Origin of the sequence: Amycolatopsis cynarae (assembly GCF_026802195.1) — a bacterium.
Lineage (GTDB): Bacteria > Actinomycetota > Actinomycetes > Mycobacteriales > Pseudonocardiaceae > Amycolatopsis_E > Amycolatopsis_E rhizosphaerae.
The window spans coordinates 4,397,731-4,419,952 of record NZ_CP113836.1 but is presented as its reverse complement, the minus strand read 5'-3'; the positions used below and the strand labels follow the sequence as shown (position 1 = coordinate 4,419,952).

General features: G+C 70.7%; 24 protein-coding genes. 20 read left to right on the top strand and 4 right to left on the bottom strand.

Going from position 1 to position 22,222, the window contains the following annotated elements:
- The first annotated feature begins 5 nt into the window (after positions 1-5).
- Positions 6-236 carry a hypothetical protein gene (locus ORV05_RS21140; RefSeq protein WP_268441595.1) on the top strand — a complete coding sequence of 77 codons (231 nt, stop codon included), beginning with the start codon at positions 6-8 and terminating at the stop codon, positions 234-236.
- Positions 237-245: 9 nt separating this feature from the next.
- Here the strand turns inward: ORV05_RS21140 and ORV05_RS21135 are convergent, their stop codons facing one another.
- A complete protein-coding gene (locus ORV05_RS21135) occupies positions 246-1,490 on the bottom strand; it encodes a hypothetical protein (protein WP_268441593.1) in 1,245 nt (414 codons plus the stop codon).
- An 86-nt stretch (positions 1,491-1,576) separates the two neighbouring features.
- Here ORV05_RS21135 and ORV05_RS21130 point away from each other — a divergent pair, with 86 nt between their 5' ends.
- From ORV05_RS21130 to ORV05_RS21110, 5 genes are all read left to right on the top strand, one after another.
- Positions 1,577-2,455 carry a glycosyltransferase family 2 protein gene (locus ORV05_RS21130; protein ID WP_268441590.1) on the top strand — a complete coding sequence of 293 codons (879 nt, stop codon included), beginning with the start codon at positions 1,577-1,579 and terminating at the stop codon, positions 2,453-2,455.
- Positions 2,456-2,518: 63 nt separating this feature from the next.
- The gene (locus ORV05_RS21125; protein ID WP_268441587.1) at positions 2,519-3,328 is read left to right on the top strand and encodes a glycoside hydrolase family 16 protein; all 810 of its coding nucleotides are present in this window, start codon (positions 2,519-2,521) and stop codon (positions 3,326-3,328) included.
- A gap of 89 nt (positions 3,329-3,417) precedes the next feature.
- The gene (locus ORV05_RS21120; RefSeq protein ID WP_268441583.1) at positions 3,418-4,032 is read left to right on the top strand and encodes a malonic semialdehyde reductase; all 615 of its coding nucleotides are present in this window, start codon (positions 3,418-3,420) and stop codon (positions 4,030-4,032) included.
- Between the two features lie 155 nt (positions 4,033-4,187).
- Positions 4,188-6,224 carry a threonine--tRNA ligase gene (gene thrS / locus ORV05_RS21115; RefSeq protein WP_268441580.1) on the top strand — a complete coding sequence of 679 codons (2,037 nt, stop codon included), beginning with the start codon at positions 4,188-4,190 and terminating at the stop codon, positions 6,222-6,224.
- Positions 6,221-6,763 (top strand): HIT family protein, encoded by a 543-nt coding sequence (locus tag ORV05_RS21110; RefSeq protein ID WP_268441577.1) that lies wholly within the window; start codon positions 6,221-6,223, stop codon positions 6,761-6,763. The genes thrS and ORV05_RS21110 overlap by 4 nt, the downstream gene beginning before the upstream one ends.
- A gap of 250 nt (positions 6,764-7,013) precedes the next feature.
- Here the strand turns inward: ORV05_RS21110 and ORV05_RS21105 are convergent, their stop codons facing one another.
- Positions 7,014-7,562, bottom strand: a complete 549-nt coding sequence (locus ORV05_RS21105) for a YceI family protein (RefSeq protein ID WP_268441575.1) — start codon at positions 7,560-7,562, stop codon at positions 7,014-7,016.
- 94 nt (positions 7,563-7,656) lie between these two features.
- On the opposite strand from ORV05_RS21105, the gene ORV05_RS21100 reads away from it, so the two are divergent.
- The 5 genes from ORV05_RS21100 (at position 7,657) to ORV05_RS21080 (ending at position 11,500) form a co-directional block, all read left to right on the top strand.
- A complete protein-coding gene (locus ORV05_RS21100) occupies positions 7,657-8,166 on the top strand; it encodes a MarR family winged helix-turn-helix transcriptional regulator (protein WP_268441573.1) in 510 nt (169 codons plus the stop codon).
- A gap of 148 nt (positions 8,167-8,314) precedes the next feature.
- Positions 8,315-8,926 (top strand): phosphatidylinositol phosphate synthase, encoded by a 612-nt coding sequence (gene pgsA, locus ORV05_RS21095; protein WP_144591861.1) that lies wholly within the window; start codon positions 8,315-8,317, stop codon positions 8,924-8,926.
- Positions 8,923-9,846, top strand: coding sequence for a phosphatidylinositol mannoside acyltransferase (locus ORV05_RS21090; RefSeq protein WP_268441568.1), 924 nt, complete (start codon positions 8,923-8,925; stop codon positions 9,844-9,846). The genes pgsA and ORV05_RS21090 overlap by 4 nt, the downstream gene beginning before the upstream one ends.
- Positions 9,843-11,009 (top strand): glycosyltransferase family 4 protein, encoded by a 1,167-nt coding sequence (locus tag ORV05_RS21085; protein WP_326938074.1) that lies wholly within the window; start codon positions 9,843-9,845, stop codon positions 11,007-11,009. The genes ORV05_RS21090 and ORV05_RS21085 overlap by 4 nt, the downstream gene beginning before the upstream one ends.
- Complete coding sequence (locus tag ORV05_RS21080) at positions 11,006-11,500, top strand: NUDIX hydrolase (protein ID WP_268441566.1); 495 nt, start codon at positions 11,006-11,008, stop codon at positions 11,498-11,500. Before ORV05_RS21085 ends, ORV05_RS21080 begins: the two co-directional genes overlap by 4 nt.
- Positions 11,501-11,554: 54 nt before the next feature.
- Here the strand turns inward: ORV05_RS21080 and ORV05_RS21075 are convergent, their stop codons facing one another.
- Positions 11,555-12,079: an XdhC family protein gene (locus ORV05_RS21075; protein WP_268441565.1), complete on the bottom strand. Its 525-nt coding sequence runs from the start codon at positions 12,077-12,079 to the stop codon at positions 11,555-11,557.
- A gap of 36 nt (positions 12,080-12,115) precedes the next feature.
- Positions 12,116-14,236, bottom strand: a complete 2,121-nt coding sequence (locus tag ORV05_RS21070; RefSeq protein ID WP_268441563.1) for an elongation factor G-like protein EF-G2 — start codon at positions 14,234-14,236, stop codon at positions 12,116-12,118.
- Between the two features lie 294 nt (positions 14,237-14,530).
- Between ORV05_RS21070 and pdxS the strand changes: the two genes are divergently transcribed.
- The 9 genes from pdxS to secD all read left to right on the top strand — a co-directional run bounded on the left by pdxS (position 14,531) and on the right by secD (position 22,221).
- Positions 14,531-15,379, top strand: a complete 849-nt coding sequence (pdxS, locus tag ORV05_RS21065) for a pyridoxal 5'-phosphate synthase lyase subunit PdxS (RefSeq protein WP_268759844.1) — start codon at positions 14,531-14,533, stop codon at positions 15,377-15,379.
- 143 nt (positions 15,380-15,522) lie between these two features.
- The gene (gene pdxT / locus ORV05_RS21060; RefSeq protein ID WP_268759843.1) at positions 15,523-16,077 is read left to right on the top strand and encodes a pyridoxal 5'-phosphate synthase glutaminase subunit PdxT; all 555 of its coding nucleotides are present in this window, start codon (positions 15,523-15,525) and stop codon (positions 16,075-16,077) included.
- Positions 16,078-16,098: 21 nt separating this feature from the next.
- Positions 16,099-16,848: a YebC/PmpR family DNA-binding transcriptional regulator gene (locus ORV05_RS21055; protein ID WP_268441561.1), complete on the top strand. Its 750-nt coding sequence runs from the start codon at positions 16,099-16,101 to the stop codon at positions 16,846-16,848.
- A gap of 139 nt (positions 16,849-16,987) precedes the next feature.
- The gene (locus tag ORV05_RS21050; RefSeq protein ID WP_268441559.1) at positions 16,988-17,509 is read left to right on the top strand and encodes a DUF4262 domain-containing protein; all 522 of its coding nucleotides are present in this window, start codon (positions 16,988-16,990) and stop codon (positions 17,507-17,509) included.
- A gap of 158 nt (positions 17,510-17,667) precedes the next feature.
- Positions 17,668-18,288 carry a crossover junction endodeoxyribonuclease RuvC gene (gene ruvC / locus ORV05_RS21045; RefSeq protein ID WP_268441556.1) on the top strand — a complete coding sequence of 207 codons (621 nt, stop codon included), beginning with the start codon at positions 17,668-17,670 and terminating at the stop codon, positions 18,286-18,288.
- Positions 18,285-18,881, top strand: coding sequence for a Holliday junction branch migration protein RuvA (ruvA, locus tag ORV05_RS21040; RefSeq protein WP_268441553.1), 597 nt, complete (start codon positions 18,285-18,287; stop codon positions 18,879-18,881). Before ruvC ends, ruvA begins: the two co-directional genes overlap by 4 nt.
- Before the next feature lie 9 nt (positions 18,882-18,890).
- Complete coding sequence (gene ruvB / locus ORV05_RS21035; RefSeq protein ID WP_268441550.1) at positions 18,891-19,964, top strand: Holliday junction branch migration DNA helicase RuvB; 1,074 nt, start codon at positions 18,891-18,893, stop codon at positions 19,962-19,964.
- A gap of 96 nt (positions 19,965-20,060) precedes the next feature.
- Complete coding sequence (yajC, locus tag ORV05_RS21030; protein WP_268441547.1) at positions 20,061-20,516, top strand: preprotein translocase subunit YajC; 456 nt, start codon at positions 20,061-20,063, stop codon at positions 20,514-20,516.
- Between the two features lie 133 nt (positions 20,517-20,649).
- Positions 20,650-22,221 carry a protein translocase subunit SecD gene (secD, locus tag ORV05_RS21025; protein ID WP_268441545.1) on the top strand — a complete coding sequence of 524 codons (1,572 nt, stop codon included), beginning with the start codon at positions 20,650-20,652 and terminating at the stop codon, positions 22,219-22,221.
- Position 22,222: the final 1 nt, after the last annotated feature.

Below are 22,222 nucleotides of genomic sequence, written 5' to 3'. Positions count from 1 at the left end.
GTGCCGTGAACTCGGGTGATGTGCTCACCGTGGTCACCGCGGTCCTCGGGGTGGCGCTGCTGGCCGTGCTCATCGTGCGCACCGTGCTGAAGGAACTCGCGGTGGGGCGCAGGTCGACCGATTCGGCCAGCGCCCGCACCGACCGCATCCGGGTGCTGGACCTGGTGGCCGTCGTGCTCACCGTGCTGGTCGCGATCGGAGCGGTGTGGCGGATCGTCGTCGGGCTGACGGTGTGAGTGCCGGTGTCAGCCGAACGTGAGCGAGTACGGCGGCAGCGTGCGCGCCGACCCGCCGGTGATCCGGAGTGTCGAAGACCCGGACACGTTCAGCGTGAGGGTGCGGTCCCGGCCCTCGAAGCGGACCAGGCCGCCCGGCACGTCGCGCACCACGCGGATCGAGCGGTCGCGCAGCCGCGGCGCCAGCCAGGTCCAGGCCTCGGTCAGGCTGGTGGGCCCGACCGGGGTGCCGTCACGGGGCTGGGTCCACAGCGCGGCGAAGGGCAGTTCGCCGTCGTCCTGGGGCTGCCACAGCAGCATCGCCGCGGCTCCCGCTTCGGCGGCCCTGGCCACCGCGTCCAGGCACAGCACCGCCCGGACCCGGTCGGTGCCCGCGGGGTCGCCCGGGCCGGGGGGCGCCAGGGGGTAGAACTCCGACCACCACACCGGCAGCCCGGTGAGCCCGTGGAGCCAGCGCGTCACGTCGGAGAAGACCGCGCCGGCCGCGGCCGGGCTGGTGATCAGGCCCTCGTCCCGGGTGACGGTCGAGGCGTCGGCGGCGGCGAAGTCGGCCCCGTGCTTGTGCTCGTTCCAGTACCGGACCAGTGCCAGCACCCGGGGGTCCACCGAGCCGTACGCGCCGGACAGGGGAGACGGCGGGTTCGTCGAGGCGTAGAGGGTGAACACGACGTAGGGCCCGCCGATCTCCGCGTCGGGACGCACCCGCTTCACCGCGTCGTAGACCGCGTTGTAGAAGTCGGTGAACCCGGCGGCGTCCCACGTGTTCGCCCGCTCGTCCCAGAAGCCCTTCAGTTCGTTCCAGACCTGGAAGTAGCGCACCCGCGGATAGCGCCGGGCCGCCTCGGCGGCCAGGTTGGCGAAATCCCGGTAGTGCTCCGGCAGGGGCGCGACGGTGAGGCGGTCCCAGTCGGTGGTGCCCGGCGCGCCGCCCTTCATCCAGTCCGGGGCGCAGCACAGGGTGAGGACCGGCGTGCCGCCGGTGCGCTCGATGAGGCGCATCCTGGTGTCCAGATCGGACCAGTCGTAGGTGCCGGGGGAGGGCTCGGGATTGGTCACCCCCCAGCCCATCAGGTGCTGGTTCTGCAGCAGCGGCGTCGCGCCGAGCAGGCGTTCGCCCTCGGCGCGCTGTGCGGGGGAGAGTTGCGGGTCGAGGCTGAACTGGGCGTGCGTCACGCCGAGGACCATGCCGGTTTCGCCCGGGTCGAGGCCGGATGGCGCCTTTGCGGCGCACTGGGCGAGTGTCAGCACCAGCACCGTTACGATCGCGAGGCTCCGGGCGACGCTGGTCGGCCTCCTGCGGTCGCGCCTCACGCAGGGCCCGGCCAGAGAGGGGAAGTGTTGTGAAGGGGCCTGAAATCTCGGTCTGTGTTCCCGCATACCAGGCGGAACGATACCTGGCCGAGACGCTGCGAAGTGTGCTCGCGCAGACCTTCCGCAACTTCGAACTCGTGGTCCTCGACAACGCTTCCACCGACCGGACCGCCGAGATCCTGCGCGGGTTCGACGACCCCCGGCTGCGCGTGGTCCGCAACAGCCGCGTGCTCCCGCTCGCCGAGAACTGGAACCGCGCCGTCGAGGTGTCCACCGCGCCGCTGGTGAAGCTGCTGTGCGCGGACGACGTGCTGCACCCCCGCTGCCTGGAGCGCCAGTACCCGGTGCTGGCGGGCGATCCCGGGGTCGCGCTGGTGGCCAGCAGGCGGGACCTGATCAACGAGGAGTCGCGGCTGATCAGCCGCAACCGCGGCCTGCGGGGCCTGCTCGGCCCGCACGAAAGCCAGGCGGTGATCCGCAGGATCGTGCGTCACGGCGGGAACCCGATCGGGGAGCCCGCGGTGGCGTTGTTCCGGCGCGCGCAGTTCGACGCGGTGGGCGGCTTCGACGCGCGCTGGTTCTTCCCGATGGACCTCGCGCTGTGGATCAGGCTGCTCGAGCACGGCGACTTCCACGGCATCCGCGAGTCGCTGGCCGCCTTCCGGGTGACCCGGGGCTCGCTGTCCGCGCTGGGCGACGAGTCGCTGTACGCCGAGCAGCGCTCGCTCAGCGCGGAGATCGCGAACGGCGCCGAATGGGACGTTTCGCGGGTGGATCGCCTGATGGGGGCGGCCAAGGCTCCGGCGGCCCGGCTGCGCAGGCAGGCGCTGTTCCTCATCGCCCGCGGCCAGGGCAGGCAGAACGACCTCAAGGGGCTCCGGAGCAGGCGAAGCAGTTCTTCGTACTAATCACGCACAGTAGTTGTGTGGTTCCCTGATATTCATCCTTCCGGGGGCGGTAGTTTGTCCGCCGTGAAGCGCCGGGTGATTCTCCTCAGCCTGTGTCTCGTGCTGGCCGCGGTCGCCATCGCCGCGGTGAAGATCACGTCCAGACGGTTCGAAGACCCCGGCTCGCAGGCCGGGCCCGCCACGAGCGCGCCGGAGTCCGCCGCCGTGGTGCCGCCGATGCCCCAGGCGACCGAAGCCGCGGTCGAGTACGGCTGGCAGCGCGTAGGCGGGGACGAGTTCGACGGCACCAAGGTCGACACGACGCGGTGGGAGGTCTACGACGGGACGAACTCCCGCAACGAGACCTGGAGCCCGAAGCAGTGCGCCGTCAAGGACGGCCTCCTGACCATCACCGGGCTGTCCGACCGGGCGGGCACCACCTGCGGGATCGCCTGGAAACAGGACCGGACCTACGGGCGCTGGGAGGTCCGGGCCCGGATGCCCGCCCCCGCCGACCCCGGCTACGCGCCGATCTTCCTGCTGTGGGGCGACGCCGGGAACTACCCGCACGCGGGGGAGATCGACTTCGCCGAGGAGTACGACCCCGCGCGCCAGTACATCGAGAGCTGGCTGCACGGGCCCGGCAACACCGAGGGCGGCTACTTCAAGAGCAAGCCGGTGGACCTGACCCAGTGGCACAACTTCGCTGTGGAGTGGGAGCCGGAGCGCATCACCCTCTACCTGGACGGGGTGGTGTGGGGGGTCTACGACGACCCCAAGTTCATCCCTCGCACGCCGATGCACGTGACGCTGCAGCAGAACTACACGTCCAAGGGGCCGGGGCTCCCGCTGAAGAGCTCGGTGGAGATCGACTGGATGCGGATGTACCGCTGAGTGAGATGAGCCACAGTTGAGAGCGAAATTATCAAGCGCTCAACCATGTTGGAGAGGATGAAGGCGTTCTTCACGGAAAGGGATTGTCGATGACTTCCACGGCCAGCCTCGCCGACGCGCTCGAGGTGCCTCGCGAGATCCAGGACCTGCTGTTCCGGGAGGCTCGCACCGCCAACAGCTTCAGCGACGAGCCGGTGAGCGACGAACAGCTCCAGGCGATCTACGACCTGATCAAGTGGGCGCCCACCTCGATGAACACCCAGCCGCTGCGCGCGCTGGTGATCCGCACCCCCGAAGGCAAGGAACGGCTCCTGCCGCACATGGCCGAGGGCAACCGCGCCAAGACCGCCTCCGCGCCGGTCACCGTGGTGCTCGCCGCCGACACCGACTTCCACGAGAACCTGCCGAAGACCTTCCCGCACAAGCCCGACGCGAAGGACATGTTCTCCGACGAGCAGGGCCGGGAAGGCTTCGCACGGCTGAACTCGCTGCTGCAGGTCGGCTACTTCATCATCGGCGTCCGCGCCGCCGGGCTGGCCGCCGGCCCGATGACCGGCTTCGACAACGCCGGGGTCGACAAGGAGTTCTTCGCCGAGAACAAGTGGAAGTCGCTGGTCGTGATCAACGTCGGCAAGCCCGGCGAGAACCCCTGGTTCGACCGGCTTCCCCGGCTCGACTACCACGAGGTCGTCGAGACCGTCTGACGCCCCGTCGTCTGCCAGGGCCGCGAGGAAACCCTCGCGGCCCTGTTTCGTCGTCCGGATGTTTCCGGCCGGGCACGGCCGCCCGGAAAGAGCCGGTGGGGGGCGGATAGCATCGTCACGTCACCCTTCCACCGCTCGTCACCGAGGAGCCCACCGTGAACCAGCCGTCGTCCGCCGCAGTCGCACCCGCCCCGAGCGTGGTGGTGCCGGCCGGGACCACGGCGGGGACCGCGATCCGGGAGGCGGGGCTGCCGACCAAGGGACCGGGCGCGATCGTCGTGGTCCGCGACCCCGAGGGCCGCCTGCGCGACCTGGCGTGGGCGCCGGAGACCGGCACCCAGGTCGAGCCGGTGGCCGCCGACACCGAGGACGGCCGCAGCGTCATCCGGCACTCCGCCGCGCACGTGCTCGCCCAGGCCGTGCAGCAGCAGTTCCCCGAGGCCAAGCTCGGCATCGGCCCGCCGATCAAGGACGGCTTCTACTACGACTTCCAGGTCGCCACGCCGTTCACCCCCGAAGACCTGCAGGCGCTGGAAAAGCGCATGAAGCAGATCATCAAGGGCTCGCAGCAGTTCTCCCGGCGCGTACTCGAATCGGTCGAGGCCGCCAAGGAGGAGCTCGCGGACGAGCCGTTCAAGCTCGAACTGGTCGACCTCAAGTCCGGCGACGACACCGTCGACACCTCCGAGGTGATGGAGGTCGGTGGCGGCGAGCTGACCATTTACGACAACCTCGACCCGCGCACCAAGGAACGCGTCTGGAGCGACCTGTGCCGCGGGCCGCACGTGCCCACCACCAAGTACATCCCGGCCTTCAAGCTGACCAGGGTCGCCGCGGCCTACTGGCGCGGCAGCGAGAAGAACCCGCAGTTGCAGCGAATCTACGGCACGGCGTGGGAGTCGCAGGAGGCGCAGGACGCCTACCTGGAGATGCTCGCCGAGGCCGAGCGCCGGGACCACCGCAAACTCGGGGCCGAGCTCGACCTGTTCTCCTTCCCCGAGGAGCTGGGGTCCGGGCTGCCGGTGTTCCACCCCAAGGGCGGCATCATCCGGCGCGAGCTGGAGGCCTACTCCCGGCAGAAGCACGAGGAGCACGGCTACGAGTTCGTCAACACCCCGCACATCACCAAGGGCGCGCTGTTCGAGACCTCCGGGCACCTGCCGTACTACGCGGACGGCATGTTCCCGCCGATGCACGTCGAGGGTTCCGACTACTACGTCAAGTCGATGAACTGCCCGATGCACAACCTGATCTTCCGGTCGCGCGGGCGTTCCTACCGGGAGCTGCCGCTGCGGCTGTTCGAGTTCGGGTCGGTGTACCGGTTCGAGAAGTCCGGTGTGGTGCACGGCCTGACCCGGGTGCGCGGCATGACGCAGGACGACTCGCACATCTACTGCACGAAGGAGCAGATGCAGGGCGAACTTCGCTCGCTGCTGACCTTCGTGCTCGACCTGCTGCGGGACTACGGGCTCGACGACTTCTACCTCGAACTGTCCACTCGGGACGATTCGCCGAAGTTCATCGGTGAGGACGCCGACTGGGAGGAGGCCACCGAGGCGCTGCGGCAGGCTGCCGAGGCCTCGGGGCTGCAACTCGTGCCGGACCCGGGCGGCGCGGCCTTCTACGGGCCGAAGATCTCGGTGCAGGCCAAGGACGCGATCGGCCGCACCTGGCAGATGTCCACCATTCAGGTGGACTTCAACCAGCCCAAGCGGTTCGAGCTGAGCTACCAGGCAGCGGACGGCTCGCGCCAGCAGCCGGTGATGATCCACCGGGCGCTGTTCGGGTCGATCGAGCGGTTCTTCGGGGTGCTCACCGAGCACTACGCCGGTGCCTTCCCGGCCTGGCTCGCGCCGGTCCAGGTGGTCGGCATCCCGATCGCCGACGAGCACGTCGAGCACCTGCGCGGGGTGGAGAAGGCGTTGCGGGCCAAGGGGATCCGCGCCGAGGTCGACACCAGCGACGACCGGATGCAGAAGAAGATCCGCACCCACACCACGCAGAAGGTGCCGTTCCTGCTGCTGGCGGGCGCCAAGGACGTCGAGGCCGGGGCGGTGTCGTTCCGGTTCCGCGACGGCACCCAGATCAACGAGGTGCCGATGGCCGACGCGGTGGAGGCGATCGCGGGCTGGGTCGCCCGCCGGGAGAACTCCTCGCCGACCGCCGAGGCGCTGCGGGCGGTCCTGGGGTGAGTCAGCCGGAAGTCGTGCCCCAGGACGGAGTCGGCGTACCGGATGCCCTGCAGCGGCTGTGGACCCCCCACCGGCTCGCCTACGTGCAAGGGCAGGGTCAGGCGGAAGGGGACGAGCCGGAAGGCTGCCCCTTCTGCCGCCTCATCGGCCTGCCCGACGAAGACGCGCTGATCGTCGCGCGCGGCGAGCGGGTGTGGGCGGTGCTGAACCTGTACCCGTACAACCCGGGGCACCTGATGGTGCTGCCGTACCGGCACGTGGCCGACTACACCGACCTGACCGCGGAGGAGACCGCCGAACTCGCCGGGTTCACCCAGCGGGCGATGGCGGTGATCCGCTCCGTGTCGGCCGCGCACGGGTTCAACATCGGCATGAACCAGGGCGTGATCGCGGGTGCCGGGATCGCGGCACACCTGCACCAGCACGTGGTGCCCCGCTGGGGCGGCGACGCGAACTTCATGCCGGTCGTGGGCCACACGAAGGTGCTGCCGCAGTTGCTCGGCGAGACCCGCCGCCTCCTCGCCGCCGCCTGGTCTTAAGGACTGTGTCAGGCACTTTTGCGTGGCGGTGCGGGTGGCGGTACCTGACGTGGTCCATCTCGCTGTGGGATCTCCTCCTCATGAATGCCAATTCACGAAGCGCTGGCAGTGCTGTTCTTGTGAGGAACCACGTCAGAACCCGCGGCGGTGCAAGCTGCTTGGGTGATGCAAGCGGCTTCGCCGCTGGGGAAACCTGCCTAGACACGAAATGCCCTCTCCCGGGTGGGAGAGGGCATTTTCGTACGGGGCATCAGGCCTGCAGACCGGCCTCGATGTCCAGCTCGATCTTGATCTTGTCGCTGACCACGGCGGAGGGGATGCCGGTGCCGACGCCGAACTCGGTGCGGCTGATCTCGGTCCGCGCCGAGATGCCCAGGACCTTGCTGCCCTCGGTCATGCCGTTGCCGAAACCGCCCAGCTCGGCCGCCAGGGTGACCGGCTTGGTGACGCCGTGCAGGGTCAGCTCACCATCGATGAAGTACTCGCCGTCCTCGGCCCGCACCGCGGTGGAGGTGAAGGTGATGGTGGGGAACTGCTCGACGTCCAGGAAGTCGCCGGCGCGGACGTGCGCGTCGCGCTGCTCGTTGTTCGTGTCGATGCTGGTGGCGTGGATCGTCGCGGTCACCGTGGAGTCGGTGAGCTTCTCCGCGGTGACGATGGTGGTCTCGACCTGGTCGAACCGGCCACGGACCTTGGAGACGCCGAGGTGCCGCACGGTGAAGGTGACGTCGGAGTGGGTGCCGTCGATGACCCAGGTGCCGGCGATGTAGCCGGGGATCTCGGTGGTGGGCGCGCTCATGGGGTTCTCCCTTGGTTGTCTTCGCTATCGGTTGAGCTCTCAATGACTCTAGCGGAGTCTAGTTGAGGGTTCAATCAGGGGTAGGATGGTCCGTATGTCGGGAACGAGATGGCTCGACGACGAGGAGCAGCGCGTCTGGCGCGAGTTCTCCGCGGCCGTCGACATGCTGCGCGGCCACGTCGAAGGCCAGTTGCAGCGCGACGCGGGGATGCCCCACACCTACTACGAGGTGCTGGTCGTGCTGTCCGAGGCACCGGGCCGGACGCTGCGGATGAGTGAACTGGCCGAGCGGTGCCGTTCGTCACGGAGTCGTCTTTCCCATGCGGTCGCCCGCCTGGAGGAAAACGGGTGGGTGCGCCGCCAGCACTGCCCCACGGACAAGCGCGGCTCCTTCGCCCGGCTCACCGACGAGGGCTTCGCCGCACTTCAGGCGGCCGCCCCAGGCCACGTGGAAGCGGTCCGGCAGGCGCTGTTCGACGCGCTGACCCCGGAGCAGGTGCGCGCACTGGGTGAGATCAGCAGTGCGATTCGTCACCGGCTCACTCCGCGCTGTGCCGCCGCGATGGCCGAAATGGACGCCGAGGAGTTCGCCGAGCAGCGCTGAGGCGGCACTTTCCCGCGCCTGCCGCGTCAACCGCCTGTGCGGGGTGGATAGGCTGCGCTCGAACGATGTCCGATCAAAGCTTCGAGCACACAGCACAGGTGACGTTGACAGCGATGAGCATGCCGGCCGAATTCCCCGTCCAGATCTGATGCTGAACATCTTCGCGCGCGCGTCGGTTTCCCGCGCCCTCGATCCACTCGGGCACGCGTTGTTGCGTGCCGGTGTGACTCCGAACGTGATGACGGTCCTCGGCACGGTGGGCGCGATCGGCTGCGCCCTGGGCTTCTTCCCCGCCGGGTTGCTGCTGTGGGGCACGTTCACGGTGTGGGGTTTCGCCATGCTGGACCTGCTCGACGGGGCGATCGCCCGGGCCCGCGGGCACGGCACCCCCTTCGGCGCCGCGCTGGACGCGACCTGCGACCGCCTGGTCGACGGGGCGATCTTCGGCGCGATCGCCTGGTGGGCGTTCGTGGACGCGGGCAACCTCCGTGCCGCGGGCGCGGCACTGGTCAGCCTGGTGCTGGGCCAGGTGATCTCCTACGTCAAGGCGCGGGCCGAAGCCTCCGGGCTGCGCGCGGACGGGGGCCTCATCGAGCGCGCGGAACGGCTGATCATCGCGCTGGTCGGTACGGGCCTGGAAGGGTTCCATGTGCCCTACGCCGTCGAAGCGTCGCAATGGCTGCTCGCGGTGCTGTCCGCGATCACCCTGGGGCAGCGCATGGTCGCCGTGGCCGTCTCGGCCCGGGAGGCGCATTCGTGAGCGGCCTGGGCCAGCGCGTGAGCGATCTCGGTTACGCCGCCGGATTCCGGCTCGTCGGCAAACTGCCCGCCGGGCTGGTGCAGGCGGCCTTCGCCCTGGGCGCCGATTTCGCCGTCCGCCGCAACGGGCCCGGCGTGCGGCAGCTGCGGCGGAACCTGGCCAGGGTGGTGCCGCAGGCGGGGGAGGCGGAACTCGACGAGCTCACCCGCCGGGCACTGCGGTCCTACGCGCGCTACTGGCGGGAGCTGTTCCGCCTGCCGTCGATGGACCACGACGAGGTGCGCGGCAAGGTCGACGACGCGATCACCGGCGTGGAGAACATCGACGCCGCCCTCGCCGAGGGCAACGGCGCCGTGCTCGTGCTGCCGCACTCGGGCAACTGGGACGCCTGCGGGCTCTGGCTGGTCGGGTACGCGGGCTCGTTCACCACCGTCGTCGAGCGCCTGCGTCCCGAATCGGTGTACCGGCGTTTCGTGGAGTTCCGCGAATCGCTCGGGTTCGAACTCCTGCCCGCCTCCGGCGGCGCCGGTTCGTTCCGGCTGCTGCTGCAGCGGTTGCGGGAGAACAAGGTGATCTGCCTGGTCGGCGACCGCGACCTCAACGGCTCCGGCGTCCCGGTCACCTTCTTCGGCGAGCGGACGCGGATGCCTGCCGGGGCGGCGCGCCTGGCCGCCACCACCGGGGCCGCCCTGCTGCCGGTGGGCATGTGGTTCACCGAAGACGGCTGGGGGGTCCGGGTGCATCCCCGCATCCGGGTCACCGCGCGGTCCGAGGTGCCCGCCGCGACCCAGGCCATGGCCGACATCTTCGCGGGGGACATCGCCGCCCACCCCACCGACTGGCACATGATGCAGAAGCTGTGGACGGCCGACTTCGCCGAGGCGGAGCCTGCCCTGGCCGAGGAGGCCGCGGCCGGGTGAACAGGCTGCCGCCACCCCAGAAGCTCAAGATCGGCATCGTCTGCCCCTACTCGTTCGACGTGCCCGGCGGGGTCCAGGGGCACGTCGTGGAGCTGGCCAGGGCACTGCTGGCCCGCGGGCACCAGGTGTCGGTGCTCGCGCCCGCCGACGAGGACGCCGGCCTGCCCGACTTCGTGCAGGCCGCCGGCCGTTCTCTGGCCATCCCGTACAACGGTTCCGTCGCGCGGCTGCAGTTCGGCCCGGTGTCCTACGCCCGCGTGCGGCGCTGGATCCGGGAGGGCAACTTCGACGTGCTGCACCTGCACGAGCCGACCGCCCCGAGCCTGTCGCTGCTGGCGCTGAAGGTGGCCGACGGGCCGATCGTCGCCACCTTCCACACCTCGACACCCCGTTCGCGGACCCTGGCGGCGTTCCAGCCGGTGCTGCGGCCGCTGATGGAGAAGATCACCGCGCGCATCGCCGTCTCCGCACTGGCCCGCCGGGTGCAGGTGGAGCATTCCGGTGGCGACGCGGTGGAGATCCCCAACGGGGTCGACGTGGACTTCTTCACCCGGTCCCAGCCGCTGGACGGCTATCCGCGGGCGGGCGGCACCATCGGGTTCGTGGGGCGCTACACCGAGCCCCGCAAGGGCATGGAGGTCCTGCTCGAAGCGTCGCGCCGCCTGCTGCCGGACTTCCCGGACCTGCGCCTGCTGGTGGTGGGCCGGGGTGACGAGGCGGAGCTGCACCGCGCGGCGGGCCCCGGGCTCACCCCGCACCTCGAACTGCTGGGGCAGGTCGACGATGCGACGAAGGCGCGCGCCCTGCGCAGCGTCGACGTGTACTGCGCGCCCAACCTGGGCGGCGAGAGTTTCGGCATGATCCTCACCGAGGCGATGGCCGCCGGGACGGCCGTGGTGGCCAGCGCGCTCGACTCCTTCCGCCGTGTCCTCGACGACGGCCGCGCCGGGCTGCTCACCCCGCCCGGCGATCCGGTGGCGCTGGCCGCGGCGCTCGGCGAACTGCTGGCCGATCCGGCGCGCCGCGGCTCGCTGGCGGCGGCCGCGGGCGAACGGGTGGCGATCTACGACTGGCCGGTGGTGGTGACCCAGGTGCTGCGGGTGTACGAGACGGCGGTCGCGGCGGATCCGCGCCGGGTCAGCACCGAGGAAACCGCCCCGTGAGCGTCCTGGTGTGGCTGTCCGCCCTGCTGGCCGCGGTGATCGTGCTGGGCGGGCTGTTCCTGGTGGCGACGGCGAACCGGCTCGACCGGCTGCACGTCCGCCTCGACGCCGGGTGGGCGGCGCTGGACGCGGCGCTGGCCCGGCGCGCGGTGGTGGCGCGGGCGGTGGCCGCGGGGGCACTGGAGGGCAGTGCCGCCGCCGAGGTGCGCCGGGCCGCGGACGCGGCCGAGGCCGCGCCGAGGCCCGACCGGGAGGCGGCCGAAAACGAGTTGACGAAGCTGCTCGCCACGATCGGCCGGGACGGCCTGCCCGCCGAACTGGCCGACGAACTGGCCGACGCGGAATACCGCGTCGTCATCGCGCGCCGGGTGCACAACGACGCCGTGCGCGACACCCTCGCCCTGCGCCGCCGCCGGAAGGTGCGCTACTTCAAGCTCGCCGGAACCGCCCCGCGGCCGGAATACTTCGAGATCATCGACCCCGCCCCCTGACAGGATCCCGCTGAGCGCCGTGAAGGGTCCCTTCACGGCCCAGCCCCGACCGGGTCAGGCGGCGAATTCGAAGCCGCCGTGGCGGCCGTTGCGGTCGGCGAGCAGGCCGGCGAGCACGGCGACGGCGATCTCCGGCGGGGTGCGCGAGCCGATGTTCAGCCCGATCGGCCGGTGCACCCGGCCGATCTCGGCCTCGGGCACGCCCAACTCCCGCAGCGCCGCCACGTGCGGGCCCTCCTGGCGCGGGTTGCCCATGACACCGACCCAGCGCACCGGGTGCGCGAGCACGTCGCGCAGGGCGGTGCCGAGTTCGCCGCGGTGGTGGCTGCTGACCACCACGTCGGCGGTGGCGTCGAGCGCGGGGAGGCGGTCCACCACGCCGGTCCCGGCGGGCAGGTCCAGTTCGCCGGCGCCGCCGCCGTCCGGTTCGAAGAGCAGGGTGCGGTAGCCGAGGTCGGCGCCGTACCGGAGCAGGAATCCGGCGACGGGCGTGCGGAACACCACCACCAGCGTCCGCTGTTCGGGCTCGGGTGCGGCTTCGCCGTGCGCTACCGCGCAGGCGGCATCGGTGTCGGACATGCCGCCGAGTCTGCCACCGGTCGCGCCCGCGGCCGCTCAGGTCGCCGCTTTCACCCCTTCCGGTAGCGGGTCGAACCGGGCGTGGCGGCGGGTGAAGCTCGCCGTGCCCGAGGTGAGCGAGCGCAGTTCGGTGGCGTAGCGGAGCAGTTCGGTGGCCGGCACCTCCGCCTGGATCACGGTGCGCCCGCCCGGCGCGGACGAGGTGCCGAGCACCCGCCCCCGCCGCGAGGACAGGTCGCCGAGCACCGCGCCCAGGTGCTCGTCGGGCAACTCCACCGCCACCTCGTCGAGCGGTTCCAGCAGCAGGATCCGGCCGTTGGCGGCGGCGTCCTTGAGCGCCAGCGCCCCGGCCGTCTGGAATGCCGCGTCCGAGGAGTCGACGCTGTGGGCCTTGCCGTCGACCAGGCTCACCCGGACGTCCACCACCGGATGACCGGCGGCCAGTCCGCGCTGCAACTGGGCCTTGACGCCCTTTTCCACGCTCGGGATGAACTGGTGCGGGATCGCCCCGCCGACGACGCGGTCGGCGAATTCGAAGCCCGAGCCGCGGGGCAGCGGTTCCACCTCGATGTCGCACACCGCGTACTGGCCGTGCCCGCCGGACTGCTTCACGTGCCGCCCGTGCCCCCTCGCCGGGCCCGCGAACGTCTCCCGCAGGCTGATCTTCACCGGTTCGGTGTCGACCTCCGCACCGCCCGCCCGCAGCCGCGACAGCACCACGTCGGCGTGGGCCTCGCCCATGCACCACAGCACGAGCTGGCCGGTTTCGGCGTTGCGCTCCAGACGCAGCGTGGGATCCCCGGCGACGAGACGGGAAAGGTTGCGGGCCAGCGTGTCCTCGTCACTGCGGTTGTGCGCCACGATCGCCACCGGCAGCAGCGGCTCCGGCATCGCCCACGGCTTCATCAGCAGCGGGAAGTCGGGGGAGGACACCGTGTCGCCGGTCTCCGCCGAGCCGATCTTGGTCAGCGCGCACAGGTCCCCGGCCACGCAGTACGGCACCTCGCGCAGGTGCGAGCCGAGCGGCGAGTACAGGTGCGCGACCCGCTCGTCGGCGTCGTGGTCCTCATGGCCTCGTTCGGCCAGCCCGTGCCCGGAGATGTGCACCGGGCGCTCGGGCCGCAGCGTGCCGGAAAAGACCCGCACCAGCGAGACCCGCCCGACGTAGGAGTCGACCGCGGTGCGCACCACCTCGGCGGCCAGCGGGCCGTCCGGGTCGGGGCGGAACTGGGCCGGGATCTTCCCGGCCAGTGGCTCGATCTCCGGCAGCGGATGCTCCACCGGCGAGGGGAAGGCACGTTTGATCCCGTCCAGCAGTTCGGCCAGGCCGAGGCCGGTCGCCGCGCAGACCGGGATCACCGGGTGGAAGGTGCCGCGCGCGACCGCGGTCTCCAGGTCGGCGATGAGGGTGGCCTCGGGGATCTGCTCACCGGCGAGGTAGCGGTCCATCAGGGACTCGTCCTCGCTCTCGCCGATGATCCCCTCGATCAGCTTGTTGCGCGCCTCGGTCATCCGGTCGAGGTCGCCCGGGTCGGGACGGCCCAGTACGGGCGGGTAGCCGCCGGAGTAATCGTAGAGCCGCTGCGTGATGAGCCCGACCAGCGCGGGTTCGCCGCCGCCCGCCGGCAGGTACAGCGGCAGCACACCGGAGCCGAAGGCCTCCTGGCAGGCCGCGATCTTCCCGGCCGGGTCGGCGCGGTGGTGGTCGAGCCGGGACACGACCACCGCGCGCGGCATGCCGACGGCGGCGCATTCGGCCCACAGCGCGGTGGTGGCGGCGTCCACGCCCTCCGAGGCGGACACCACGAACAGGGCCGCGTCCGCCGCACGCAACCCGGCCCTGAGCTCGCCGACGAAGTCGGCGTAACCCGGGGTGTCGATCAGGTTGATCTTCACCCCGTCCGTGAGGATCGGCGCCACGGCCAGCCCGACCGAGCGCTGTTGGCGGACGGCGGCCGGATCGTGGTCGCACACGGTGGTGCCCTCCACCACGGAACCGGCCCTGGCCACCGTGCCGGACACGGCGAGCAGGGCCTCGGTGAGCGTGGTCTTGCCGGAACCCGACGGGCCGACCAGGACGACGTTGCGTACCTGGCGGGGATCCTCCACAGCGACCGCGGCCCCGGAATCACCGGCTTTCGATTGCTTCTCGGCCATGACGCGCCTCCCCGGACGTCGTTGTCGATGGAAAGGGTGTGTGCCTTCGATCACACACCCCGACGGTGGCCTCCGGCAACCCCTCGCCGAGACCAGCGCAGCGTCCGTGCCTGCGAAGATCGGAAAAGTGGCCTTCCGAGATCGTGCCTTACTGGCCTGGGAGAGCGGTCCACCCCGACCTAGACTGGACGGTGGAAACCTCCCCCGTCGTGTGAAAGGCGTTCCCCCGTGTCCGAAGTTCAGTCCACTGGTTCCCCCGCTCCCGAGCGCGGTACCGCGGTTGTCAAGCGCGGTATGGCGGAAATGCTCAAGGGCGGTGTGATCATGGATGTGGTCACCCCCGAACAGGCCAAGATCGCCGAGGACGCGGGTGCCGTCGCGGTGATGGCCCTCGAGCGCGTGCCCGCCGACATCCGGGCCCAGGGTGGCGTCGCCCGGATGAGTGACCCGGACCTGATCGAGGGCATCATCGAAGCGGTGTCCATCCCCGTGATGGCCAAGGCCCGCATCGGCCACTTCGTCGAGGCGCAGGTCCTGCAGTCCCTCGGCGTGGACTACATCGACGAGTCCGAGGTGCTCACCCCGGCCGACTACGCCAACCACATCGACAAGTGGGCCTTCACCGTGCCCTTCGTGTGCGGCGCGACCAACCTGGGCGAGGCGCTGCGCCGGATCACCGAGGGCGCGGCGATGATCCGTTCCAAGGGGGAGGCGGGCACCGGCGACGTGTCCAACGCCACCCAGCACATGCGCAAGATCCGCGCCGAGATCCGCCGCCTTTCCTCCCTGCCCGCGGACGAGCTCTTCGTCGCGGCCAAGGAATTGCAGGCGCCGTACGAACTGGTCAGGGAGGTGGCCGAGGCGGGCAAGCTGCCGGTCGTGCTGTTCACCGCCGGTGGCATCGCCACCCCCGCCGACGCGGCGATGATGATGCAGCTCGGCGCCGAGGGCGTGTTCGTCGGCTCCGGCATCTTCAAGTCCGGCGACCCGGCCAAGCGGGCGGCGGCGATCGTGAAGGCCACCACCTTCCACGACGACCCCGACATGATCGCGAAGGTTTCGCGCGGCCTGGGCGAGGCCATGGTCGGCATCAACGTCGACGACGTCCCCGAACCGCACCGCCTGGCCGAACGCGGCTGGTGAACCCGCGGCACACGGGCCCGCACCCGCCGGAGGGGCCGGAGGGTGCGGGCTCGCCTAAAGTGGACTCTGGAGGTTAGGTGACCACGAAACAGCCGTTGATCGGTGTGCTCGCCCTGCAGGGGGACGTACGGGAGCACGCCGCGATGCTCGAAAGCGCCGGGGCACGGGTCCGGCCGGTGCGCCGGGTCGCGGAACTGGCCGAGGTGGACGGCCTGGTGCTGCCCGGCGGCGAGTCGACCACGATGTCGCGGCTGCTCGAGACGTTCGAGCTGCTCGATCCGCTCCGCGAGCGGATCGAGGCGGGCATGCCCGCCTTCGGCTCCTGCGCCGGGATGATCCTGCTGGCCCGCCAGGTGCTCGACGGGCGCCCCGACCAGCGGCAACTGGACGGCCTCGACGTCGTCGTCCGCCGCAACGCCTTCGGCAGGCAGGTCGACTCCTTTGAGGAGGACCTCGATTTCGCCGGGCTCGAGGGTGGCCCGCTGCCCGCCGTCTTCATCCGGGCACCCTGGGTGGAGAAGGCCGGGGACGGGGTGGAGATACTGGCGAGGGTGCCCGACGCCACCGCTGCTCCGGACGCGGCCGCTAGGATCGTCGCGGTCCGGCAGGGGCCGGTGCTCGCCACGGCTTTCCATCCGGAACTCACGGGGGACGAGCGCGTGCACCGCCTGTTCGTCGGCATGGTGCGCGACGCCTAGAACCAAGTAGATGGAGGAGAGATGAGCGGCCACTCCAAGTGGGCCACCACGAAGCACAAGAAGGCCGCCCTCGACGCCAAGCGTGGCAAGCTGTTCGCGAGACTGATCAAGAACATCGAGGTCGCCGCGCGGACCGGCGGGGGCGACCCTGACGGCAACCCGACGCTCTACGACGCCATCCAGAAGGCCAAGAAGAACTCGGTCCCGCAGGACAACATCGAGCGTGCCCGCAAGCGCGGCGCCGGTGAAGAGGCGGGTGGCGCCGACTGGCAGACGATCAACTACGAGGGCTACGGCCCGAACGGCGTCGCGGTGCTGATCGAGTGCCTGACCGACAACCGCAACCGCGCCGCCTCCGAGGTGCGCACGGCGCTGACCCGCAACGGCGGCTCGCTGGCCGACCCGGGCTCGGTGGCGTACCTGTTCAACCGCAAGGGCGTGGTGATCATGCCCAAGAACGAGTTGTCCGAGGACGACGTCCTGATGGCGGTTCTCGACGCGGGTGCCGAGGAGGTCAACGACCTCGGCGAGAACTTCGAGATCGTTTCCGAGGCGACGGACCTGGTGTCGGTGCGCAAGGCGCTGCAGGACGCGGGCTACGACTACGAGTCGGCGGAGGCGAGCTTCCTGCCGTCGGTGAACGTGCCACTGGACGCCGAGGGTGCGAAGAAGGTCTTCAAGCTGATCGACGCGCTCGAAGACTGCGACGACGTCCAGAACGTCTACGCGAACTTCGACGTTTCCGACGAGGTGCTCGCCGAGGTCGGCTGAGCCCGCCCCGGTTTTCCGGAAACCGAAGGCCACCGGCGACCCTCCCAGGAGGACGTCGCCGGTGGCCTTCGGTGTTCTCGCTGGCTTTTCGGGTTTTTTTCCGCGTCGCGCCTGTCGGGGCCCGTTCGGGTAGGGCACAATGTCGCGCGTGACGACCGAGACGCTCGCGCCCGAAGATCAAGAGCTGCTGGAATGGATCGTCGCCGAGGCCGAGCGCCGGGGCAACGCCGTCATCTCGGTTCCCCCTGACGACAAGGGATCCGGCTACTGCTTCACCGCCTGCGTCTGGGCGATGCACGAGGTGCCGGAGGCCGTGGTGGTCGGTCTTCCCGAGCAGATGGCGCAGGTGCTGCTCGACGCCTACGTCGACCGCGCCGCCACCGGCGACGGGTTCGAGCCGGGCAAGGTCTACGAGGACTTCTTCGAGGGGGTGCCGGTCACCTTCGAACGCGTGCATCCCGGCCACTACCCGGAATACTTCGGCAGCGCTTTCCTGGTCTATCCCGAAGGGGACTTCCCCGCGCTGCAGATCATCGTCGCCAGCGGCGAGGGCAAGTGGCCCTGGGACGAGGACGCGCCGGAGGGTTTCGCCGCCTGGCAGCCGGTGCTGACCGACAGCGGCAGGCCCGAGAGCTGGACCCCCGGCGTCGACGGCCCGTAACCAAGGGCCCCGCAGACCCTTCACGGCCAACGGTGAAAGGGACTGCGGGGGAGCGTCTGTCCATAGTGGACCGTGTGGGTCGGTCGGCGCGTCCTGCCGGGCATGGTGGCGGTGAACCGGTAGCCTCCGAACTGGTGTTCGGTTGAGGAGGCGATCAGGTGCGAGTGCTCGGTGTCGACCCCGGGCTGACGCGGTGCGGGTTCGGCGTGGTGGACGGCGGGACCGGGCGGAAGGTCAGCTGCGTGGCGGTGGACGTCGTGCGCACCCCGCTGGACGCTCCCCTGGCGAACCGCCTCCTCCAGGTTTCCGACGCGGTGGAGGACTGGCTGGACCGCTACCGTCCCGAGGCCGTCGCCGTGGAGCGCGTGTTCAGCCAGCACAACGTGCGCACCGTGATGGGCACCGCCCAGGCCGGGGGAGTGGTGGCGCTGAGCGCCGCCCGCCGTGGGCTTCCGGTCGTCTTCCACACCCCCAGCGAGGTCAAGGCCGCGGTCACCGGGTCCGGCCGTGCGGACAAGGCGCAGGTCACCGGTATGGTGACCCGGCTGCTGGGACTCGCCGAGGCGCCCAGCCCCGCCGACGCCGCGGACGCGCTGGCGCTGGCGATCTGCCATCTGTGGCGCGAGCCGATGCGGGCCCGCCTGGCCGAAGCGGAGGCGAGGGCGGCCGAACTGGCCAGGGCGCACCGGGCGCGCCTGGCGGCGGCGCAGCGGGCGGCCCAGAAGACGGCTCAGAAAACGGGGCAGCAGACGGCCCGCAGGAAGGGAACGGCACGATGATCTCGTCGGTGCGGGGAGAGGTGCTCTCCGTGGGGCTCGACCACGTGGTCGTCGAGGTGGGCGGGGTCGGCCTCGCGGTGCAGGCGACCCCGTCGACCCTGGCCATGCTGCGTCGCGGCGAGCAGGCCATGCTCCACACGGCCCTGGTGGTGCGGGAGGACTCGCTGACCCTGTTCGGTTTCGCCGAGGTGGAGGCCAGGGAGCTGTTCGGCCTGCTGCAGACGGTGTCCGGGATCGGGCCGCGGCTGGCGCTGGCCGCGCTGGCCGTGCTCGACCCGGACAAGCTGCGTACCGCGCTGGCCGAAGGCAACATCACCGTGCTCACCCAGGTGCCCGGCATCGGCCGCAAGGGCGCCGAGCGGCTCACCCTGGAACTGCGCGACAAGGTCATGGCCGGTGCTCCCGCCGGGCCGGAGGGCGCGCCGGGCGCCGGGAACGCCCTCCGCGGAGAGGTGGTGGAGGCGCTGACCGGCCTCGGGTTCGCGGCCAAGCAGGCGGAACAGGCGGTGGACAAGGTGCTCGCCGAGGGGGAGCACACCGGCACCGCGAAGGTGCTGCGCGCCGCGCTCACCCTCCTCGGCCGCAAGCGCTAAGGCGAGAGCATGCACGATGACGACATGACCGGCGACTACGGCACGGCAGAGGAAGACGACACCCTCTCCGCGTACCCGCAGAACGGCGAGCGGGATGTCGAAAAGACCCTGCGCCCGCGCAGGCTGGCCGAGTTCGTCGGCCAGCCCCGGGTCCGTGAGCAGCTCGAACTGGTGCTGGAAAGTGCCCGCCGCCGGGGGGTGCCGCCGGACCACGTCCTGCTGTCCGGGCCGCCCGGGCTGGGCAAGACCAGCCTGGCCATGATCATCGCCGCGGAGCTGGACGCCGCGATCCGGATCACTTCGGGGCCGGCACTGGAGCGCGCGGGCGACCTCGCCGCGATGCTGTCCAACCTCGCCGAGGGCGACGTGCTGTTCATCGACGAGATCCACCGCATCGCCCGGCCCGCCGAGGAGATGCTGTACCTGGCGATGGAGGACTTCCGGGTCGACGTGGTGGTCGGCAAGGGGCCCGGGGCGACCAGCATCCCGCTGGAGATCGCCCCCTTCACGCTGGTCGGCGCGACCACCCGGTCCGGGGCGCTGACCGGGCCGCTGCGGGACCGGTTCGGTTTCACCGGCCAGATGGAGTTCTACGCCGACAGCGAACTGGATCAGGTGGTGACGCGGGCCGCGGAGATCCTCGGCATCGGCATCGACCCGGCGGGCAGTGCCGAGATCGCGCGGCGCTCGCGCGGCACGCCCCGGATCGCGAACCGCCTGCTCCGGCGGGTGCGGGACTATGCTGAAGTGCGGGCCGACGGGCGGATCACGCTCGACGTCACCCGCGCCGCGCTTGCCGTGTACGACGTCGACGAGCTCGGCCTCGACCGCCTTGACCGGGCAGTGCTCACCGCGCTGGTGCAGTCCTTCGGGGGCGGACCGGTGGGGGTGTCCACCCTGGCCGTGGCGGTCGGTGAAGAACCGGCCACGGTCGAGGAAGTCTGCGAACCGTATCTGGTGCGCGCGGGTATGCTCGCGCGGACTCCACGGGGACGGGTGGCCACCGCGACCGCGTGGGAGCACCTCGGCCTGCGGCCGCCGGAGAACGCCGGCCGTGTGGATCAGTCGGCGTTGTCCGACTGAAGCCGGGTGCCGAGTCGCACCGTGGTACCTGGCACACTCGAAAGAGCACATCCGGACAAATAGGCGCACGACCCGGCGTACGCCGAATGGAGAATCATGAACCAGTCTTTGCCGCTGCTGTTACTGCTCATGCTCGTCCTGGCGGTCCCGCTGGTGCTGGGCAGCCGGAAGCAGAAGCGCCTGGCGCAGGAGCAGCAGCAACTGCTGAGCAACCTGGCCGAGGGTGACCGTGTGATGACCTCGTCCGGCCTGTACGGCACGGTGGCCGACGCCAGCGACGAAACCACGATCGACATCGAGATCGCCCCCGGCGTGGTCACCACCTGGCTGCGGCAGGCCGTGCGCGAGAAGGTGGCGCCGCCGGTCGACGAGACCGAGGAGACCGAGGACACCGACGAGGCCGCGGACGCGGTGGAGACTGCGGACGCAGGGGAGACTTCGGGCGCGGCGGACACCGTGACCGGGGCGGACACCACGGCGGCCGCCGGGAGCGAGGACGAGAAGAAGTCCGAATCTCAGGTTGCGCCGTCGCTCGAACACGGTAAGAAGTAGGTCCGACGCCGGCCCCTGGCGCCCGCACGGCGTCGGGGGCAACACGCTGCCCTTACCAGTGACCGAGTAGATTCCCGATGCTGTCAGCGGGCCCGCGACCCGAGCTCGATCCATTCCGAGGAGAACGACCACCGTGGCACCACCGGCCGGGCGGATCCGCCCGGGACGCTATCTCGGCTTCTTCGTTTTGATCGTGGTCGTGCTCTACGCGCTGGTGTTCTTCACCGGTGGCGGCAAGCCGACGCCCAAGCTGGGCATCGACCTGCAGGGCGGCACCCGCGTGACGCTCACGGCACGCACCCCGGACGGATCGGCGCCGTCGAAGGACTCGCTCAACCAGGCCCGGCAGATCATCGAACGCCGCGTCAACGGCATCGGGGTCAGCGGCACCGAGGTGATCCTCGACGGCAACAACATCGTGATCACCGTGCCCGGCGTCCAGGGCGACCAGGCGAAGAAGCTCGGGCAGACCGCGAAGCTGAACTTCCGCAAGGTCATCAACGCCCAGGCCGCGACCGCGCCGCCCGCGGCCCCGTCCCCGGGCGCCGACCAGCAGACACCGGAGCTGATCCAGAAGGCGAAGGCCACCCGGCAGGACGCCGGGCTGGTCACCGGCACCGGTGACAGCATCGCCGCCTCCGGCACCGCCTCCCAGGCGCTGGCCGCCTTCACCTGCGCCACCCAGGACCCGCTGCGCGGCAACGACGACCCGAACCTCCCGCTGCTGGCCTGCAACCAGGACGGCACCGAGAAGTACCTGCTCGGCCCGGTGTTCCTGCAGGGTTCCGAGATCGACAGCGCCGCCGCGTCGCCGCCCGCGCAGAACAAGGCGGGCTGGACGGTCGACCTGACGTTCAAGTCCGCGGGACGGCAGATCTGGGGCGACTTCACCACCAAGAACATCGGCCAGCGCGCCGCGTTCGTGCTCGACACCCAGGTGGTGTCCGCGCCGACCATCCAGAGCGCCATCGTCGACGGCAACACCCAGATCAGCGGTTCGTTCACCCAGCAGCAGACCAAGGACCTGGCGGACGTGCTCCGCTACGGTTCGCTGCCGCTGTCGTTCACCTCTTCCGACGCGACCACGGTGTCCGCGACGCTGGGCCTGGCCTCGCTGGAGGCGGGCCTGATCGCCGGCGCGATCGGCCTGCTGCTCGTGTTCGTGTACTCGCTGTTCTACTACCGGCTCCTCGGCGCGCTGACCATCGTTTCGCTGGCCCTGTCCGGCGCGATGGTCTACGCGGTGCTGGTGCTGCTGGGCCGCTGGATCGGTTTCACCCTGGACCTCGCCGGGGTCGCCGGGTTCATCATCTCGATCGGTGTCACCGCCGACTCGTTCGTGGTGTTCTTCGAACGCCTCAAGGACGAGATCCGCGAGGGCAGGACCTTCCGCTCGGCGGTGCCGCGCGGCTGGGTGCGGGCGCGCCGCACGATCCTGGCCTCCGACGCGATCCTGTTCCTGGCCTCGGCGGTGCTGTACGCGATCGCCGTGGGTGACGTGCAGGGCTTCGCCTTCACGCTCGGTCTGTCCACCGTGCTCGACCTGGTGGTGGTGTTCCTGGTGACCCATCCGCTGGTGGCACTGGCCTCGCAGTCCAAGACCCTGTCCAACCCGAAGCTCACCGGCCTCGGTGGGGTGCAGTCGGTGTCCGCCGAGCGCCGGACTGCCCGGAAGGCCGCCACCGCGGCCGCGAAGGAGGCATGAG

Coding starts and splice junctions, on each gene's coding strand:
- pdxS (WP_268759844.1), top strand. CDS start 14,531: ATGGCGGAAATGCTCAAGGGCGGTGTGATCATGGATGTGGTCACCCCC.
- ruvA (WP_268441553.1), top strand. CDS start 18,285: ATGATCTCGTCGGTGCGGGGAGAGGTGCTCTCCGTGGGGCTCGACCAC.
- ORV05_RS21070 (WP_268441563.1), bottom strand. CDS start 14,236: ATGGCCGAGAAGCAATCGAAAGCCGGTGATTCCGGGGCCGCGGTCGCT.
- ORV05_RS21100 (WP_268441573.1), top strand. CDS start 7,657: ATGTCGGGAACGAGATGGCTCGACGACGAGGAGCAGCGCGTCTGGCGC.
- ORV05_RS21120 (WP_268441583.1), top strand. CDS start 3,418: ATGACTTCCACGGCCAGCCTCGCCGACGCGCTCGAGGTGCCTCGCGAG.
- ORV05_RS21055 (WP_268441561.1), top strand. CDS start 16,099: ATGAGCGGCCACTCCAAGTGGGCCACCACGAAGCACAAGAAGGCCGCC.
- ORV05_RS21075 (WP_268441565.1), bottom strand. CDS start 12,079: ATGTCCGACACCGATGCCGCCTGCGCGGTAGCGCACGGCGAAGCCGCA.
- pdxT (WP_268759843.1), top strand. CDS start 15,523: ATGCTCGAAAGCGCCGGGGCACGGGTCCGGCCGGTGCGCCGGGTCGCG.
- ORV05_RS21105 (WP_268441575.1), bottom strand. CDS start 7,562: ATGAGCGCGCCCACCACCGAGATCCCCGGCTACATCGCCGGCACCTGG.
- yajC (WP_268441547.1), top strand. CDS start 20,061: ATGAACCAGTCTTTGCCGCTGCTGTTACTGCTCATGCTCGTCCTGGCG.
- ruvB (WP_268441550.1), top strand. CDS start 18,891: ATGCACGATGACGACATGACCGGCGACTACGGCACGGCAGAGGAAGAC.
- ORV05_RS21050 (WP_268441559.1), top strand. CDS start 16,988: ATGTCGCGCGTGACGACCGAGACGCTCGCGCCCGAAGATCAAGAGCTG.
- pgsA (WP_144591861.1), top strand. CDS start 8,315: ATGCTGAACATCTTCGCGCGCGCGTCGGTTTCCCGCGCCCTCGATCCA.